The 18,274-nt window shown below is 68.4% G+C and carries 15 protein-coding genes; 3 read left to right on the forward strand and 12 right to left on the reverse strand.

Features of this window, described 5'->3' with window-relative positions; genetic code table 11:
* Positions 1 to 86: 86 nt before the first annotated feature.
* From E0E05_RS11400 to E0E05_RS11435, 8 genes are all read right to left on the reverse strand, one after another.
* Positions 87 to 863 (reverse strand): SDR family NAD(P)-dependent oxidoreductase, encoded by a 777-nt coding sequence (locus tag E0E05_RS11400; protein ID WP_131616824.1) that lies wholly within the window; start codon positions 861 to 863, stop codon positions 87 to 89.
* 31 nt (positions 864 to 894) lie between these two features.
* The gene (locus E0E05_RS11405; RefSeq protein ID WP_192900403.1) at positions 895 to 1,692 is read right to left on the reverse strand and encodes an SDR family NAD(P)-dependent oxidoreductase; all 798 of its coding nucleotides are present in this window, start codon (positions 1,690 to 1,692) and stop codon (positions 895 to 897) included.
* 11 nt (positions 1,693 to 1,703) lie between these two features.
* Entirely contained in the window at positions 1,704 to 2,537 is an 834-nt protein-coding gene (locus tag E0E05_RS11410; RefSeq protein ID WP_131616825.1) for a purine-nucleoside phosphorylase, read from the reverse strand.
* Between the two features lie 18 nt (positions 2,538 to 2,555).
* On the reverse strand, positions 2,556 to 3,878 hold the full coding sequence (locus E0E05_RS11415) for an amidohydrolase family protein (protein WP_131616826.1): 1,323 nt from the start codon (positions 3,876 to 3,878) through the stop codon (positions 2,556 to 2,558).
* A 9-nt stretch (positions 3,879 to 3,887) separates the two neighbouring features.
* The gene (locus E0E05_RS11420) at positions 3,888 to 4,793 is read right to left on the reverse strand and encodes an ABC transporter permease (RefSeq protein WP_131616827.1); all 906 of its coding nucleotides are present in this window, start codon (positions 4,791 to 4,793) and stop codon (positions 3,888 to 3,890) included.
* Positions 4,783 to 5,856: an ABC transporter permease gene (locus E0E05_RS11425; protein WP_244597697.1), complete on the reverse strand. Its 1,074-nt coding sequence runs from the start codon at positions 5,854 to 5,856 to the stop codon at positions 4,783 to 4,785. The genes E0E05_RS11420 and E0E05_RS11425 overlap by 11 nt, the downstream gene beginning before the upstream one ends.
* Positions 5,853 to 7,367 carry an ABC transporter ATP-binding protein gene (locus E0E05_RS11430; protein ID WP_244597698.1) on the reverse strand — a complete coding sequence of 505 codons (1,515 nt, stop codon included), beginning with the start codon at positions 7,365 to 7,367 and terminating at the stop codon, positions 5,853 to 5,855. The genes E0E05_RS11425 and E0E05_RS11430 overlap by 4 nt, the downstream gene beginning before the upstream one ends.
* A 78-nt stretch (positions 7,368 to 7,445) precedes the next feature.
* Positions 7,446 to 8,459 (reverse strand): BMP family ABC transporter substrate-binding protein, encoded by a 1,014-nt coding sequence (locus E0E05_RS11435; protein ID WP_131616829.1) that lies wholly within the window; start codon positions 8,457 to 8,459, stop codon positions 7,446 to 7,448.
* Positions 8,460 to 8,747: 288 nt separating this feature from the next.
* On the opposite strand from E0E05_RS11435, the gene E0E05_RS11440 reads away from it, so the two are divergent.
* Positions 8,748 to 9,134 (forward strand): cupin domain-containing protein, encoded by a 387-nt coding sequence (locus E0E05_RS11440; RefSeq protein WP_131616830.1) that lies wholly within the window; start codon positions 8,748 to 8,750, stop codon positions 9,132 to 9,134.
* A 26-nt stretch (positions 9,135 to 9,160) separates the two neighbouring features.
* On the opposite strand, the gene bhcB is transcribed toward E0E05_RS11440, so the two are convergent.
* The gene (bhcB, locus tag E0E05_RS11445) at positions 9,161 to 10,129 is read right to left on the reverse strand and encodes a beta-hydroxyaspartate dehydratase BhcB (RefSeq protein ID WP_131616831.1); all 969 of its coding nucleotides are present in this window, start codon (positions 10,127 to 10,129) and stop codon (positions 9,161 to 9,163) included.
* 93 nt (positions 10,130 to 10,222) lie between these two features.
* On the opposite strand from bhcB, the gene E0E05_RS11450 reads away from it, so the two are divergent.
* Both E0E05_RS11450 and E0E05_RS11455 read left to right on the forward strand, forming a co-directional pair.
* Positions 10,223 to 12,832, forward strand: coding sequence for a cation-translocating P-type ATPase (locus E0E05_RS11450; RefSeq protein ID WP_131616832.1), 2,610 nt, complete (start codon positions 10,223 to 10,225; stop codon positions 12,830 to 12,832).
* A 65-nt stretch (positions 12,833 to 12,897) separates the two neighbouring features.
* Positions 12,898 to 13,734, forward strand: coding sequence for a universal stress protein (locus E0E05_RS11455; RefSeq protein ID WP_158629352.1), 837 nt, complete (start codon positions 12,898 to 12,900; stop codon positions 13,732 to 13,734).
* Between the two features lie 31 nt (positions 13,735 to 13,765).
* On the opposite strand, the gene E0E05_RS11460 is transcribed toward E0E05_RS11455, so the two are convergent.
* The 3 genes from E0E05_RS11460 to E0E05_RS11470 are packed head-to-tail and all read right to left on the reverse strand — an operon-like array spanning position 13,766 to position 18,082.
* Positions 13,766 to 14,983: an efflux RND transporter periplasmic adaptor subunit gene (locus E0E05_RS11460; RefSeq protein WP_131616834.1), complete on the reverse strand. Its 1,218-nt coding sequence runs from the start codon at positions 14,981 to 14,983 to the stop codon at positions 13,766 to 13,768.
* A 4-nt stretch (positions 14,984 to 14,987) separates the two neighbouring features.
* Complete coding sequence (locus tag E0E05_RS11465) at positions 14,988 to 17,354, reverse strand: ABC transporter permease (RefSeq protein WP_192900404.1); 2,367 nt, start codon at positions 17,352 to 17,354, stop codon at positions 14,988 to 14,990.
* Positions 17,354 to 18,082: an ABC transporter ATP-binding protein gene (locus E0E05_RS11470; protein WP_192900405.1), complete on the reverse strand. Its 729-nt coding sequence runs from the start codon at positions 18,080 to 18,082 to the stop codon at positions 17,354 to 17,356. The genes E0E05_RS11465 and E0E05_RS11470 overlap by 1 nt, the downstream gene beginning before the upstream one ends.
* Positions 18,083 to 18,274 lie beyond the last annotated feature (192 nt).

Genomic DNA, 18,274 nt, shown 5'->3' on the forward strand with positions numbered 1-18,274 from the left:
CAACCTCGTTTTGGAGCGGACTCTACGGCCCACTATACAAATGTCAAGGCTATCTGGCTTTTGTGAAATCCGTACGAAACGAGTGATCAGTACGGCGTGTCGCCGCCGTCGATCGTGATCGCCTGGCCGCGGATGATCTGCGCCGCATCACCCAGAAGGAACGCGATCACTCGGCCCACTTCGACCGGCTCGATATGCCGACCCAGCTGCGCCGGCACCATCGAGCCGAACAATTCGTTCCGGTCGGTGCCGCTCTTTTCGGAAATGAAATCGGCGACCGCGCCAAGCATGTCGGTCGCCACCCCGCCCGGACACACCGCATTGACGTTGATCCTGTCGGCCGCCCATTCGAGCGACAGCGAGCGCGTCAGGTTGATCACGGCAGCCTTCGACGCGTTGTAGCCGGCCATGTTCGGATAGCCGACCTTGCCGGCGTTCGAGGCGACGTTGACGATCGCCCCGCCCTTGCCCGCCATCAGCGCGGCGGCCGCCTGCGCGGCGACCAGCACGCCCTTGACGTTGACGGCATACTCGGCGTCGAAATCGGCCGGCTTCATCTCGGTCGCCGGCCCGAGCCGCACGATGCCGGCATTGTTGACCAGCCCGTCGAACCGCCCGAAGCGGTCTCGAAGCGCGCCGAGCGCGGCATCCATCGACGCGCGGTCGGTGACGTCGGCGGCGAGGCCGATGACCGTTTCGCCCGATGGATCAAGCGTTTGCGCGGCTTTTTCGACTCGGTTTCCATCGAGGTCGATCAGCCCCGCCCTGCCGCCGGCCTCGACGATCGCCCGCGCGATCCCCTGCCCGATGCCGCCGGCCCCGCCGGTGACCGCGATCACCCTTCCGTCCAGACGTCCCGTCATGGCGCTCTCCTGTTCTTGTTATGATGTCTTCTCACCAGGTCGGATGGGCGGTCACGCCGCCATCGACGACCAGATTGGCGCCTGTGATCCAGCGCGCCGCGTCGGAGGCAAGGAACAGCGCCGCATCGGCAATGTCCTCGGGCCGGCCGAGCCGTTCGAGCGGCGCCGCCGCCTTCCACCGTTCCACGCCCTCGGGCCAGCCTTCCTCGATCCCGTCGCGATGGATCAGCCCCGGCGAGACGGCGTTGACGCGCAGGCCGACCGGCCCCAGTTCGAGCGCCGCCGCCCGCGTCAGCATGATCAGCGCCGCCTTGGAGGCGGCATAATGGCTGTGGCCCGGCGCCGGGTTCAGCCCCTCGATCGAGGCGATGTTGACCGCCGCGCCCTTCGTCGTGCCGGTCTCGCGCATGTGCGCCGCGAGCGCCCGGATCAGCCCGAACGGGCCGGTCACGTTCGCCGCCATCATCGCCGCCATGTCGTCGGCGCCGATCTCGTCGAACATGGCGACGGGCTGGATGCCGGCATTGTTGACGACGATGTCGACGCCGCCGAACACCGTGGCGACGCGCGAGAGAAGTTCGGCGCAGTCGGCCTCGGCGGTCAGGTCCGCGCCGACGGCCAGCGCCTCGCCGCCCGCTTCGCGGATCGCACCGACGAGCGCGTCGGCCGCCGCCTCGTTGGTCCTGTAATGGACGGCGACGTTGGCGCCCGCCTCGGCGAAACGCCGCGCAATGCCCGCGCCGATGCCGCCGCTGGCGCCGGTGACGATGGCGGTGCGGCCGGAAAGGTCCAGCAATTGCCCGACGGGCGGATAGGTCGGTTCGGCCATGATCGTTTTCCTCAGTCCAGCGTGGGCAGCAATTGTTTCAGGACGGCGGCGATCCGGCCGCCGCAGATCTCGGCATGGGCGAGCACGTCCTCGATCGTGTCGGGCTTCTGGTCGGGTCCGCCGGTCGCCTTGTTGGTGATGCCCGAAAGGCCGAGCACCGGCAGACCGCAATGGGCCGCAGCGATCACCTCCATGACGGTCGACATGCCGACCGCATCGGCGCCGGTCGAGGCGAAGTAACGCCGTTCGGCGGCGGTCTCCAGCGATGGCCCCGCTATGCCCATATAGATGCCCCGGCGCAGCGCCACGCCCGCCTTGTCGGCCACCGCGAGCGTCGCTTCGCGCAACGCCGGATCATAGGCATGCAGAAGGTCCGGAAAGCGCGGGCCGATCGCCTCGTCGTTCGCCCCGGTCAGCGGGTTGTGTCCGGTGAAGTTCATGTGATCGTCGATCAGCATGACCTCGCCCGCGTCGAAGTACGGATTGAGCCCGCCCGCCGCATTGGTGACGATCAGCCGTTTCGCGCCCAGGCCCTTGAGCACGTAGACGGCGAGCGCGATATCGCGCGCCGGCCAGCCCTCGTACAGATGGAACCGGCCCTGCATGACGACCGCGTCCGTGCCGTGCAGCCGGCCGAACACGAAGCGCCCCGCATGGCCCGGCGCCGTCGAATGGGGAAATCCGTCGATCTCCGTATAGGGCACGTGCACCGGATCGGCGACTTCGGCCGCAAGCCCGCCGAGCCCGGTGCCGAGGATCAGCGCGGTGTCGACGGGACGGTCAGTCCTGGCGCGAATGGAGGCGAGCGCCGCGTCAAGGCGCGCGAGCTGGCTTTGCTGGGACATGGGCTACTCCGGTGGGATTCAGGCGATGGAAGCGGCGATCTGCGGCGCCATGGCCTGCACTTCGGCGATGGGGCCCGCCAGATCGAGCCGGGTCAGCTGGCCGTCGCGCACCACCTGCTCGCCGGCGAGGAAGACATGGGCGATGTCGGACTTGTTGGTCGAATAGACCAGATGCGTGACCGGCTCGAACAGGGGCACGGCATGGGCGCGCTGCACATCGACCAGCACCATGTCGGCGAATTTGCCGGGCTCGAGCGTGCCGATCCGGTCGCCCGCCTGCAGCGCCGTCGCGCCATCGCGCGTCGCCATGGCGAGCGCCTGCGCCGTGGTCACCGCCTCGGCATCCATTGTCGCGCCCTTGTGCAGCATGGCCGCCAGCCGCAGCGCCAGCCACATGTCCAGATCGTTGCCGCTGATCGCCCCGTCCGTGCCCAGCGTCACGCGCACGCCGGCGTCCAAAAGATCGGGCACGCGGGCGATGCCGGAGCCGAGTTTGAGGTTGGAGACCGGATTGTGAACGGCGCTCGCGCCCGTCCGGGCAAGGATGTCGATCTCCTCGTCGTCGAGATGGACGCAATGGGCGAGCACCGTGCGCTCGTCGAGCAGGCCCAGATGATCGAGATGCCGGATCACCGAACGGCCGTAGCGGTTCTGGACGTCGGCCTGCTCGGCCCGCGTCTCGGCGGCATGGACGTGGTAGAGCGCGCCATGCGCCTCGGCGATGTCCTTGGCAAGGCGCAGATTGTCCGGCGAGACGGTGTAGGCGCCGTGCGGCATGGTCGCCACGAACACATCGTCCGCCTCGGCGAAGTCGGCAATGAAGCGTTCCGCGTCGTTCGGCCGGGTCTCGGCTGTCTTCTTGTCCATGCCCGGCGGGTCGAAGAAGATGCCGCCCGTTGCGACGCGAAGGCCGACCATGCGCGCCGCCTCGACGGTCTGCCGCGGATACCAGAACATGTCCATGACCGTGGTGACGCCCGAAAGGAGCTGCTCGGCGAAACCGACAACCGAGCCCAGCCGGGTCGTTTCGGGATCGAGGATGGCCGCCTCGGCCTTCCACACGGTCTGCAGCCAGGCTTCGAGCGGCAAATTCTCGACCAGCCCCCGGAACAGGCTGTCGCCGGCATGGCAGTGCGTGTTGATCAGGCCCGGCATGAGAATGTGGCCGCTGCCGTCGACCACCCTGCCCGCGCGGTCCTTCATCGCTTCGAGCGCGTTTTGGTCGAGGACATGCGCGATGCGCCCGTTCGAGACCGTCACCCCGCCCTTTTCGATGACGCGATTGTCCGCGTCGGCGGTGACGACGATGGCGTTCTCGATGATCAGGTCGAATTCGGACATGGCGTTTCCTCACGCGTTGCGGCGCATGCGCCACCAGGACAGGACCACCAGCACGACGAGCGTCGCCACATAGGGCATCATGTCGGTGAACTGCTGCGGCCAGCCAAGGCCCTGCACCCGGAACGACAGGCTGTCAACGAAGCCGAACAGGCACACGATCGCCAGAAGCGGCAGCGGCCGCCCGCGCGTCAGAAGCACGGCGACGACGGCGATCCAGCCGCGCCCGGCACTCATGTTTTCGACGAACAGGTTGACGTTGGCGATGGAAAGCTGCGCGCCGGCCAGCCCGCACAGCGCGCCGCACGCAACCAGCGCATAAAGCCGCACCCGTTCGGGGCTGACGCCACCGGCGGTCAGCGCGGCCGGGTTCTCGCCGGCGGCGCGGATGCGCAGGCCGAGCCGGTGCCGCAGGAAGAAAAGGTGCAGACCGACGGCGATGGCGATCGCCAGATAGAACAGCGGCGACTGGCCCGACAGCACCGGACCGACAAGCGGCACATCCTCGATCAGCGGCAGCCGGACGCCGTCGAAGCCGACGATGGCCGGATCGCGGAACGCGCCGGCGACGCCGAAGATGGTCCGCAGCAGATAGGTCGTCAGGCCCGCCGCAAGCAGGTTGAGGGCGATCGACACGACGATCGGATCGCCCGGCCGGCGCAGATGGAACTCGGCGAACAGAAGCCCCATCAGCACGCCCGCGAAGATCGCCGCCGTCGCGCCCATCAGCGCCGAGCCGAAGAAGAACGCGCCGCACACGGCCGCGAACGCGCCCACCAGGATGAACCCTTCGAGCGCGATGTTGAACACGCCCGCACGCTCGCAGATGGCCCCGCCGAGCGCGGCCAGCAGGATCGGCGTGATGAAGCGGGGCAGCGAGCCGGCGAAGGCCGGATCGAACAGGGCCTCAAGTCCCATCGCCGCCCTCCGTTTCGGTGCGCGTGCCCTCGAAGGTGAGGTTCGAGAAGCGGCTTGCGACGAACAGGATGATCACCGCCTGCATGGTGATCGCCAGTTCCTTGGGCACGCCGGCGGTGCGCTCCATGCCGGCCGCGCCGGTCTGCAGCGCGGCGAAGAAGAAGCCCGACAGCGGCACAGCCCAGGGCACCATCTGCACCAGCAGCACCGCGACGATGCCGGTCCAGGCGTAAAGCGGCTGCACCAGCATGCCGTCGGCGTAGCGATAGTGGATGCCGAACACGGCGATCGCGCCGACGAGCCCGGCGATCGCCCCGCTCATGGCGAGCGTCTGCAGCGCGAGCCACCTGACCGGCAGGCCCGAGGCCTGCGCGAACGGCATCGAATAGCCGGTCATGCGCGTGCGATAGCCGTGCACGGTCATCGAGGTGTAGACGATGGCGATCACGGCCGTCGCGATGATGAACAAGATGCCGATATCGAGCCGCGTGCCCGGAAAGAAGGGCAGCCAGGACGCGTTGTCGATCAGATGCGTCTGCGGCAGGCCGGACTGGACGTCGCGGAACGGATGGCCGACCAAGTAGGAGGTGATGTAGCGCGCCGGATAGTTCAGCAGGAGCGAACCGACCAGCAGCGGCACGCCGACATAGAGGTAGAGCACGCCGGCCAGCATCGCCCACAGCGCGCCGGCGGCCATGCCCGCCGCGATGCCTGCGGCGGTCACGAGCAACGGCGGGCCGGGCATGGCGATGCCGACCAGCGCCGCGGTGAACCCGCCGATGACCAGTTGGCCCTCCCCGCCGATGTTGAACAGGCCGGCGCGGAACGACAGCATCACCGACAGCGCCATGCCGATGATCAGCGCCGACCGCGACAGCGTCGTCATCAGATAGGCATAGCGTCGGCCGCCGAAGGCGCCGTTCAGGAACCCTTCGAGCGCCCCCCCGAACGAGGCGCCGGCGATCAGCATCAGCACGAACAGGATGCCGAGGATCCAGGCCAGCACCCATATCCAGGGCGTCAGCTCGCGCATCGGCGACAGGCGGTCCGGCACGCCGCTCATGCGGCCGCCGCCCCGGCCGATGCGTCCTCGCCGTGCGAGAGCATGAAGGCGCCGATCCGTTCACGGTCGGCGTCGGCGCGGTCCATCTGCCCAGAGACGCGGCCGCCATACATGACGACGATCCGGTCCGACAGCGCCATGATCTCGTCCAGCTCGCTGGAGATCAGAAGGATCGCGTGCCCCGCATCGCGCATCTTCAGAAGTTCGCCGTGGATGAAATCGATCGCGCCGATATCGACGCCCCAGGTCGGGTTCTCGGCGATGATCAGCGGCGTACCGCGCGACAGTTCGCGCGCGACGACCAGCTTCTGCTTGTTGCCGCCGGACATGGTGCCGGCCCGGGCGCGCGGCCCGGCCACCTTGATGCGATAGCGCGCGATCAGATCGGCGGCAAACCGGTTCATCGCCTCGGTGACCGCGAACGGGCCGCGCCGGAAGCCGTCTTCGTCCATCCGTCCGATCGACGCGTTCTCGCTGACCCGGCCGGGAAGCGCCAGGCCGACGCGCTGGCGATCCTCGGGAATGTAGGCCATGCCCGCCGCGCGCCGCGCCGCGACGTCCAGCCCGGCAACGTCCCGGTCCATGATCCTTACCGCGCCGGCATCGGGTTTGCGCAGGCCGGTCAGGGCGTGGACGAGTTCGGCCTGCCCGTTGCCGCTGACGCCGGCGATGCCGAGGATTTCGCCCTCGCGCACATCGAGCGAAATCGGCCCGACCGCCCGCGCGCCGCGGCCGATGACGAGATCGCGGACCGAAAGCACAGCCCGTCCCGGCGCGCCGTCGGCGCGCGCCGGATTGTCGTGCAGCGCCCCGCCGACGATGTCGCGGGCGATCTGCTCCTTCGATGTCGAGCCGATCGGGCCGGAAAAGACCAGCTTGCCGGCCCGCATGACCGACACCGCGTCGGCCATCGCCATCACCTCGTCGAGCTTGTGGGTGATCAGCACGATCGCCTTGCCCGCCTCCCGGAAGCTACGCAGCACGGCGAACAGCCGATCCGTCTCGGCCGGCGTCAGCACGGCCGTCGGCTCATCGAGGATGAGCATGTCGGCCTGCAGGTACAGAAGCTTCAGGATCTCGACGATCTGCCGCTGACCGAGCGACAGCGTTGCGACGCGCGCATCAAGATCGATCTCGATGCCGTAATCCGCCGCGACTTCGGCCAGCGCCCGGCGCGCCTCACCGAAGCGGACGAAGCCGGCCGGCCCGGCCGGTTCGTTGCAAAGAACGACATTCTCGAGGACCGTCATGTCCTCCTGCAACATGAAATGCTGATGGACCATGCCGAGCCCGGCGCGGATCGCGTGCTGCGGGCTCTTCCAGCGCACGGCCTTGCCGTCGAGCGTGACCGAACCCTCCTGCATCGGCACCAGGCCGAACAGCGCGTTCATCACCGTCGACTTGCCCGCGCCGTTCTCGCCGACGATCGCGTGCACGCTGCCCGAAGCGAACGACAGCGACACGTGGTCGACCGCCGTCAGCGGACCGAAGCGGACCACGATATCGCGCATGTCCACCTGCATGGGTGCGGACCTCGAAAGGGCTGGAAGGAGGGGCGCGCCGCCGGCTCCGGCGGCGCGCGGAAGTGCTTACTGCGCGAACATCGGGTCTTCGAGTTCAAGTTCGCCCGACGTGATCATCTCAGCCGCGTCGGTGATCGCCTCGACCAGTTCGGGGCGCTCGGTGACCAGGCACTCGCTGTCTGCCCAGCTTTCCTCCTCGAGCGCGACCAGCGACATGCCGCCTTCAGCAAGGCCGAGCGACATGGTGACCTGTTCGTCGCCCTCGATGATCTGCTCGATCGCCTGCACGATGGCGTTGTCGACGCGCTTGAGCGTGGAATCGACCAGAAGGCCGGGGGCTTCCGCGCACCAGTCGACATCGACCGAAAACGCCTTGAAGTCGTTCTCGCGGGCCGCCTCGAACACGCCGAAATCACCGCCCGCGGTGGCCGTGAAGATGACATCGGCGCCGGCGCCGTGGATCGCCACGGCCTGCTCCTTGGCGCGCACCGGATCGGCGAACGGGTTCTCGCCGCCCACCCAGCGCACATCGACCTCGATGTCCTCATTGACGGACTTTGCGCCCTGGGCATAGCCGTCCGTGTAGCGGTGCAGGAACGGGATATCGAGCGCGCCGACCACGCCGACCCGGTCGTTCTCGGTCAGCATGCCGGCGGCGACGCCGACCAGATAGCTCGCCTCATATTCGCGGAAGACCGCGCAATGGACGTTGTCGGGCCGGTTCTCGATGCACTGGTCGACGATCAGATAGTCGATGTCGGGTGTCGTCGGGGCGAGCTGGGCGACGATGTCGTTGAACTCGAAGCCGAGCAGCACGATGATGTCGGCGCCCTCGTTGACCGCCGCATTGACATTGTCGAGACGGGCGGCGGCGGTGGAGCTCTCGAACGTCTGAACCTCGGCGCCGAACATCTCGCCGGCGCGCTCGGTGCCCGTCTGGCCGAGCTGCAGGAACGCGTTCACGCCGATCGGATCGGGCGAGACGTAGATGAACAGCTGGTCGTCCTGGGCATGGGCGACACCGGTGGCGGCGAGCGCCGCGACACCGGCGGCGGAAATCATGGAACGCAACGTCTTCATGGGCGGGGCCTCTCTGTTGAATGTTCTCGTCCGGCACGCCGGCTTGCCGCGATATTGGGCAGCAACGGCGCCCTCCGTCCAGCCGGACTTTCTTGCGGGGCGGGCGGGCGGCGGTCTTGCGGCGAGCGGCAGCGGGGCGCGCCCGGCAGGCTCGCGGCGCGAAGGGGGCCGGTCCGAAGCCTGTGTGCATTGCGGATTGTCTTCATTTCAGACAATTATTAACCCACCGTGACAATTGTCAATCCGCCCCCGGCATCGATCCCGGACGGCGGCGCAAGAGGAGCAAGTATGGTGCCAGACTGGTTCGTGCGCGCCGGGGACAGGCCGGAATTCTGGACCGGCGAGCGCTGCTTCATCACCGAACTGATGAACCATCCGGCCGAGCCGGCGGTGTCGCTGGCCGTCGCCCGCGTCGAGCCGGGCGTGACCACCCAGCTTCACCGGCTCGACGGCGTCACCGAGCGCTATGTGGTGCGCAAGGGGCGCGGCATCGTCGAGGTCGACGGCATCCAGCAGCGCCTTGAAACGGGCGATCAGGCCTTGATACCGGCGGGCGCCGCCCAGCGCATCGAGAACGACGGCGACACCGATCTCGAGTTCTACTGCGTGTGCACGCCGCGCTTCTTTCCCGAAAGCTACATCGATCTGGAAACGCCCGGCGACGCGAGCGCCTGAGCCGGTCACGCCGTAGTCTGGTCTGCTCAGACCCAGGGCAGACGGTCCAGATCGACATTGCCGCCGGTGACGATCACGCCGACGCGCTTGCCGGCAAACGTCCCGCGATTGTTGAGGATCGCCGCCAGCGCCACCGCGCTCGACGGTTCGATCACGATCTTCATGCGCGTCCAGACCAGACGCATCGCCGCCACGATCTCCGCTTCCGAGGCGGTCAGGATGTCGGCCACATGGCGCGACACGAAGTGCCAGGTCAGCGGCTTGAGCGGCGCGCGGAGCCCGTCGGCGATGGTCTGCGGCGCATCGTCGGCGATCAGGTGCCCGGCCCGCAGCGAGCGCAACGCGTCGTCGGCCTGTTCGGGTTCGGCGCCGAAGACCTTGACCTGGGGCGCCTCGGCCGCGAGCGCCAGACAGGTGCCCGAGATCAGCCCACCGCCGCCGATCGGCGCGATCACCGCGGCGAGGTCCGGGATTTGGTCGATCAGTTCGCGCGCGCAGGTCGCCTGTCCGGCGATCACGCGGGCGTCGTTATAGGGGTGGACGATCCCGGCGCCGGTGCGGTCGACCAGTTCGGCCAGCGCCGCCTCGCGCGCCGAGGTCGACGGCACGCATTCGACGATCTCGCCGCCATAAGAGCGGACGGCGGCCTTCTTGGCTTCCGACGCCGTCGACGGCATGACCACATGGCAGGCGATGCCCCGCCGGCCGGCCGCAAAGGCGAGCGCGGCGCCGTGATTGCCGGAGGAATGGGTGGCGACGCCGGCCCTCGCCTGTTCCTCATCGAGCCCGAACACGGCATTGGAGGCTCCGCGCGCCTTGAACGCGCCGGTCTTCTGCAGGTTCTCGCATTTGAAGAACAGCGACGCGCCGGTCAGCCCGTCGATGAAGGTCGAGGTCAGAACGGGCGTCCGGTGCAGGTGCGGCGCGATGCGCTCGTGCGCCTTTGCGACATCGGCAGGGCCCGGAAGCGCGGTCGCGTCCTCGGTGTCGGTCATATCGTCGTCTCCCGTCCCTTTCGGCCATCCTGCGCCGCCGGACCCTTGACCGGTATCAACGCGCGCGAGTTTCGTCCATGCCATCCCGTTCGCATGGAGCATCCCGGAACCAGCAACACGAGCGCGACAAGACCGGCCGGCCTGACCGCCGCCGAAGCGGCAGAGCGACTTGCACGGTTCGGCCCCAACGAGATCGCCGATCCCGGAAAACGGACCATCGTGTCGACGCTGCGCGAGGTGCTGACCGAGCCGATGCTGCTGCTGCTCGTGGTGGCGGCGCTGATCTATCTGGTCATCGGCGACGTCGCCGAGGGGCTCCTGCTCTCGGTGTTCGCACTGCTGTCGATCGTGCTGCTCGTCTATCAGGAACGACGCAGCGAGAACGCCCTGGCGGCGCTGCGCGCCATGGCCGCCCCGCAGGCGCACGTGATCCGCGACGGCGCGCCCGCCACCATCCCCGCGCGCGAGGTCGTGCCCGGCGATCTGCTGGCGATCGACGAGGGCGAGCGGATCGCCGCCGATGCGCTGCTGCTGACCACCGAGGCGCTGCAGGTCGACGAATCGCTCCTGACCGGCGAGAGCGTGCCGGTGCGCAAGCGGCCCGCCGCGCCCGGCGAGACGGCCGACACCGATGCGAGACCGGGCGGCGAGGACGAACCATCGGTCTACTCGGGGACCCTTGCCGTCGCCGGCCATGGCCTCGCGCGGGTGACCGCGACCGGCGCGGCGACCAGAACCGGCGCCATCGGCCTGTCGCTGTCGACGATCGAGGTCGGCCGGACCACGCTGCAGCAATCGACGGCGAAGATCGTGCGCCTGTTCGGGCTGATCGCCCTCGTCGTGTGCTCGGCGCTGGTGATCTGGTACGGCCTTGCCTTCGGCGACTGGATCGAGGGCGTCCTGTCGGGCATCGCCATCGCGATGTCGCTGCTGCCCGAGGAATTCCCGGTCGCGATGGCGGTGTTCCTTGCGATCGGGGCCTGGCGCCTGTCGCAGATCAAGGTCCTGGCGCGCCGGCCCGCCATCATCGAAACACTCGGCGCGACGACCGTGCTGTGCGTCGACAAGACCGGAACGCTGACGCGGAACCGCATGCGCGTGGCGCGCGTGTCGGTCGATCGCCACTGGGTCGAGGCCGAGCGGGATGCGGTCGCCGCCGACGCGCGGGCCGGGGACCTTCTGAGGACCGCATGGTTCGCGTCACGGCACGGCTCGTTCGATCCGATGGATTTGGCCGTCGAGGCGGCATGCGAGCGCACGGGCGCGGTGACGACGGACCAGCATGCGGACTGGCCGCTCCTGCGCGAATACCCGCTGAACCCGGACCTTCTGGCCTTCACGCAGGTCTGGCGCGAACCCGATGGCGACCGGCGCGTCGCCACCAAGGGCGCGCCGGAGGCGATCGCCCGCCTGTGCGGTCTCGACGAGGAAGAGCGCACCGCGCTGATGGCCGAGGTCGAGGCGATGGCGACGCAGGGGCTGCGGGTGCTCGCCGTCGCCGGCGCCCACCCGCCCGGCGATTCGCTGCCCGACGATCCGACCGGTTTCCGATTCGAATTCAAGGGCCTGCTGGGCTTTGAGGATCCGTTGCGCGAGACGGTGCCGCAGGCCATGCGCGAGGCGATGGCGGGCGGCATCGCGGTCAAGATGATCACCGGCGACTATGCGGCCACGGCGACCGCCATGGCGCGCCACGCCGGCATCGCCAACCCCGACCACGTATTGACCGGCGCGCAACTCGAACGGCTCGGCGACGACGAAACCGGCCGCGCCGTGGCCGAGACCAACGTCTTCGCCCGCATGATGCCGGCCCAGAAACTGCGGCTCGTCGGCGCCCTCAGGGACGATGGCGAGATCGTCGCGATGACCGGCGACGGCGTCAACGACGCGCCGGCGCTGAAGGCGGCCAACATCGGCATCGCCATGGGACAGCACGGCACCGATGTGGCGCGCGCTGCGGCGGGAATCGTGCTGCTCAACGAGGATTTCGGCACCATCGTCAGCGGCGTGCGCATGGGCCGGCGCATCTTCGAGAATTTGCGCAAGGTGATGATCTACATCGCCGCCATCCACGTGCCGATCGCCGGGCTCGCCCTCTTTCCCCTGCTGATGGGCCTGCCGCCGGTGCTGATGCCCATGCATGTCGTGCTCATCGAGATGATCATCGATCCGATGTGCACGATCGCCTTTGAATCGACGCCCGAGGAAAGCGACATCATGGAGCATCCGCCAAGGCCGATCGACGACCCGCTGATCGGCGGCCGGCAATTGCTCCTCGGCCTGGCCCAGGGCGCGCTGCTGCTGGTGGCGTGCCTGGGCGGCTACATGGCGCTGATCGCATCGGGCAAGAACGCCGACGTGGCCCGCACGATGGCCTTCATCGCGCTGACGGCGGGCAACACCGGCCTCGCCCGTGTCAACGCCAGCCGTGCCCTGACGATCGGCACGCTGTTCGCACGCGGCTACCGCATGTTCGGTGCGATCGCCCTTCTGGCGGCCACCGTCGTGACCGCGTGCATCGTGGTGCCCGCGCTGCGGGACCTGTTCGCCTTCGCCGTGCCCGCGCCGCAGGAGATCGCGCTCGCGGTCGGCGTCGGGATCGCGGCGGTCGTGATCGTCGACTTCTTCAAGCTGCTGCCCGGCGTTCGCAGGATCATGGGGCGGGTGGAACGGGCCCCGACCGTGCGCGCCCGCGCGGTTTGATGCCGATCAAGCCACCCGCCGCCGCGCCGGTGCATGCTGTTGCGGCATTTTCCGGAGGACAAGCCATGACCCCCAAGACTATCCTCTATCCGCTGGGTATGGACCAGCCGCTCGACGAACTGCGCCCGGCGATCGAACTGTGCCGGGCCCGCGAGGCGCATCTGACCGTGTTGCTGATCGCGCTCGCCCCACCCCCGCCGATCGCCGTCGACACCGTGATCCTGTCCGATGCCTGGGCTTCGCAGGCAGAGGAGATCAAGAAGGAGTTGCACGCCCATGGCGAGCGCGCACGCGACCTGATCGCCGAAAGCGGCATCTCCTGCGAGATCAAGCGCTCGCTGATGGTCGACAGCTCGATCGAACTGGCCGTCGCCGAACACGCCTTCTTCGCCGATGTGACGCTGATCTCGAGAACGCTGCCCGAGAAGTCGGGCTTTGCCGATCACGTGGCGAGCGGCGTCCTGTTCGGTGCCGGCAAGCCCGTGCTCGTCGGCGCGCCTGCGCAGTTCGAAACCCTCGACTGGAAGACCGTGCTGATCGCCTGGGACAACGAAAAGCCAGCGGTGCGCGCCATCGCAGAGGCGCTGCCCATCCTGCGCGCCGCCGAGGCCGTGCACATCCTGTCGATCGACCCCGATGCGAGCCGCACCGGCGACGGCGAGGCGCCCGGCTGGGATCTGGCGGCCTACCTGTCGCGGCATGGCGTCAGCCTGACGGTCCACACCCAGCCCAGCGGACAGTTGGCGGTCTCCCGGGTGATCGTCGAGTTCGCCGACGATATCGGCGCGGACGGCATCGTCATGGGCGCGTTCGGCCATTCGCGCCTGCGCCAGCGCCTGCTCGGCGGCACGACCCGGTCGATGATGGACGATTGCCCACTGCCGGTGCTGATGGCGCACTGACCGGGACCGGAAGTCTTCCGGCTCGGCTCGCTCAGTTCCGGTCGCCGGCCGGCGCGGCCCGGTCGGCGATCAGGCGCCCGTCACGCAGGAGGTCGCTCGGATAGAGGATGACCCGCTCTCCCGGCGCCAGCCCCGCCGCCACCTCGGCGACCGTGTCGTTCATCCGGCCCAGTTCGACCGTCCGCACCCGCGCGACCCCGTCCTCGGCGACGAAGACCGCCCAGTCGCCATCGTCGCGATAGAGCGCGCTGATCGGCGCCCTGACGACGTCGTCGGCCCGCCAGACCGTCAGCCGCGCGACCACGCGATAGCCGTGGCCGAGCCCTTCGGGCACCTCCTCCAGATCGAGCACCGCATTGACGCGCTGCTCCTCGATGCCGAGCGCCGAGACCTTGGTGAAGGCGGCCGGCTCGACCTTGCGCACCGTGGCGCCCAGATCACGGTCGCCGCCCCAGTCCGAGATCGTCGCCGTCGTGCCCGGACCGATCCGCACCGCGTCCGACGACAGAAGATCGACGGCGACCTCCAGATCGTCCGGCCGGCCCATTTCGGCGACCACCGTGCCCACATTGACCGCCTGCTCGGAGCGCACCTTCACGCCGAGCACGATGCCGTCGATCGGCGCGCGCAGCGTGACGCAGCATTCGCCGTTGCCATTGCCGGGTTCGTCGCCGGGCTGCGCCAGCCGCGCCTCCACGCTCGCCAGTTCCGCAAGGCGCAGATTGATGTTGGCGAGCGCGCTTTCCACCTGCGCCTGCTTGAGCTGCAGATCGCCGAAGGCGCGTTCGAGTTCGCTGTCGGAGACGATGTTGGTCTTGGCCAGTTCCGAGGCGCGCTCATAGGCCGATCGGGCGAGGTTCAACGCCGTCTGTGCCCGCGCATGCTCGACATTGGCAAGCGCGACCGCAGCGCGCGCCGCCTCGGCCGCCGCCTGCAGCTCGGTCCGCGTGCGCAGGTCGAGAAAGGGCGGATCGAGCGGGTGGATCGTGGCGATCACATCGCCCCGGCTGACCGTATCGCCCTCTTCCAGCGCGATCCGGTCGATGCGGCCGGCCAGCGTCGAGGAGACCGCATAGACGTCGCGCACCCGCGTCATGCCCTCCTCGTCGATCGCGACCGCCATGGCGCCGCGCGAGACCGTGCCCAGATCGACGAGCACCGGCTGCTCGCGCAGCGAGACATGGATGCCGTAGCCGACCACCGCCACGGCGATCAGCCCGACGATCCATTTTGCCCATGCGCCCTTCATCGTCTCATTCCCTTGTCTTGAGGACCTCGATCAGGTCGAGCCTGTTGATGCGCCGGCGCACAATCAGCGCCGAGACCAGTGCCGCGGCGACCACCACCAGGCTCGCCGTCGAGAATGTCGACTGATCGACCACCAGCGGGATTCGGTACAGGTCGCTCTCGAACCCCTGCGAAACCGACCAGGCGAAGCCGTAGCCCAGAAGCCACCCGAGCGGCTGCGCGATCAGTACGATCGCCCCCAGTTCGATCATCAGGATCGAGGCGACCTCGGCCCGCGTGAAGCCGAACACGCGCAGGCTCGCCAGTTCGCGCGCCCGCTCGGAAAGCTGGATGCGCGCCGAATTGTAGATCACGCCGAACGTGATGATCACCGCCAGGATCACGTAAATCGTCACCGAGATGGCGATGTTCTCCTCGATCGTGGCGCGGAAATTCTCGCGCGACAGGCTCAAAAGCGCGATCGAGGCGATGCCGGGCGTCTGCTTGACCGCCGCGTAGGTTTGGTCGAGCAGGCGCGCGTCGATGCGCACCCGGGCGCCCGAAATGCGCTCGCCGTCGCGCATCATCCGGTTCATCGCGCCCAGCTCCATGTAGGCGGTCAGGCCCACGAAGCCCTGCACGACGCCGACGACCGGCACGCGGGCTTCGCGGTCGTCGCGCTGCATGAAGTCGACATGGGCCAGATCGCCGACCCGCAGCGCGAGCTGTTCGGCGACGCGCTCGGACAGGATCAGCCCGTTGCTCGGCAGCGCGACCGGCGCCTGGTCGAGATCGAGCACCCGCGTCAGATCGGTTCGCGCCGGCAGGCCCTCGATCACCATGCGTTTTTCGATGTGCCGGTTCGACAGCGTCACCGCGACCTGGCGGAACGGTTCGGCTTTCATGACGCCCGGAAGGTTCGCGATGGCGCGAAGCGCGTCGGGGTGACGCTCGCCGGCGAAGGTGATCGCCGCATCCTCGCGCGCAGTCTGGAAGAAGATCTGATCGATCATGTGATCGATCGAATCGAACGAGAACATCGCGGTCACGAGCAACGCCACCGAAAACGATGTGCCGATCGCGGTCAGACCGGTTCGGACCGGATGCCGCCACAGATGCCGGAACGCCATGGTTGTCAGCTGCGAGAAGACGCGGTGCATCAGCCCCTGGCCGATGCCGAGACTGCGATAGCGCGTCGGCGCGGGCGGGCGCATCGCCACCGCCGGCGGCAAAGCGACGACGGTGCGGATCGCGCTTGCGGCTCCGGCCAACGCCGCGCCCACCGAGACGAGCGCGGCGATCACGTAAAGGTCGGTGCTCTGCGCGAAGACGAGGAACGGAAACGAGAAGAACTGGCCGTAGAGCTCGGCCATCGCCCCGCCCAGCCACGCGCCGGCGATGCCGCCCACCGCAAGCCCGACGAACGAGATGGCGATGACGAACTTGGCGTAATGCCAGGCGACGCCCGCGCTGGAATAGCCGTTCGCCTTCAAGAGCCCGATCTGCTCGCGCTCGAGCGCAATCATCCGCGACAGGATCATGTTGACGAGGAACGCCGACACGAACAGGAAGATCGGCGGGATCACGCCGGACATGGCATTGAGCTGTTGGAGTTCGGCGTCCAGGAACGCGTGCGAGGTCTGGTCCTCGCGCCCGAACGCGCCGGTGCCGCCATAGTGCTCGAGCAGCGCGTCGACCGTCTCGATGATCGCGTCGATGTCGGCGTCGCGCAGGGTCGTCAGCACGACATCGTTGAACAAGCCGGTCATGTCGAAGGCGGCCGCCAGCGCCCGGCGCGGCATGAACACGATCCCGTAGCGGCGCTGGTCGGGCACCATGTCGCCCGGCCCGATCGCATAGATGTATTCGGGCGACAGGACGATGCCCGTGATCGTTAGTTCGCGCTTCTTGCCGTTGATCAGCGTGCCGAACGTGTCGCCCGGCGCAAAGCCGTGTGCCTGCGCGAACGTCTCGACGACGGCCACCTCGTTGGCCCGCGTGGGAACCGGCAGCCGCCCCGAACGCATATAGAGCCGGTTGACGGCCGGATCGCCGAAATCGGGCAGCGACACGGCGATCCCGGCGGCCGGTTCGACCATCCCCTCGATGTCGAGGATCAGCGTCTTGACGATGCGCGTTTCCACCGCCGCCACGCCCTCGATCGCCGCGAGCGCGCCGCGCAGCCTTTCGGGCGCGCGGTTGGCCGAGGCGAAGACGCTGGCGAACAGGTAGCGCTCGTAGAACGCGGCGCGGGTCTCCTCGAGCGTCCGGTTGGCGCCGATGAAGACGACGATCGTCATCACGCCGCACGCCATCACCAGCGCCACCGCCAGCACCTGGGCCCACAGCCGTCCCAGATCGCGCAACAGCTTCCTGTCGAGCGCGCCGATCATCACCAGACCACCTCGGCCGGCGCGATCCGCTCGGCATTGACCTCCATCGCGGCGATCTCGCCATCGAGGAAGTGGAAGACGCGATGGGCGATCTTCCGGATACCGGCATTGTGCGTGATGATCGCGGTCGTGGTTCCGAACTCGGCGTTGATCCGGGCGAGCGCCTCCAGCACGATCACGCCGGTCTTGGAATCAAGCGCGCCGGTCGGCTCGTCGCACAGCAGCACGTCCGGGCGCTTGGCGATCGCCCGCGCGATCGCGACGCGCTGCTGTTCCCCGCCCGAAAGCTGGGCGGGGAAATGGCTCATCCGGTCGCCGAGATCGACCATGGCGAGCGCCTCCTCCGGCTTCATCGGATCGCGCGCCACTTCGGTGACGAGCGAGACGTTCTCCCACGCCGTCAGCGAGGGGATCAGATTGTAGAACTGGAAGACGAAGCCGATATGGTTGCGCCGGTAGCGGGTGAGCTGCCGGTCGGTGTAGGCGGTCAGATCCTGTCCCTCGAACAGCACCGTGCCGCTGCTCGCCCGGTCGAGCCCGCCGATGATGTTGAGAAGGGTCGACTTCCCGCTCCCCGAAGGACCCAGCAGGACCGCCATCTCGCCCTCGTGCAGCGTCATGTCGATACCGGCGAGCGCGCGCACCTCCACCTCGCCCGAGGTGTAGACCTTGGTCAGATCGTCGACGTCGAACACCGCCGGTGCGGCGCCGTTGGGCTGATCGCGCATGCACGGACCCTACACGGGCATGCCGATCCGCCATTGACGCGAATCAAGAAGGACCCGGGTCCGGCGACTACTCCGGCGCCAGAACCGCGCACGCCGAACCTCGATCGGATTGCGAAGCGCCCGAATCGATCGCTGAGGCAAAGACCGCAAGCCCATGAATCGGCGCACACTTTCGACTTCCACGACGAAGGC

The organism is Roseitalea porphyridii, from assembly GCF_004331955.1.
In the GTDB taxonomy this organism is placed as follows: Bacteria; Pseudomonadota; Alphaproteobacteria; order Rhizobiales; family Rhizobiaceae; genus Roseitalea; species Roseitalea porphyridii.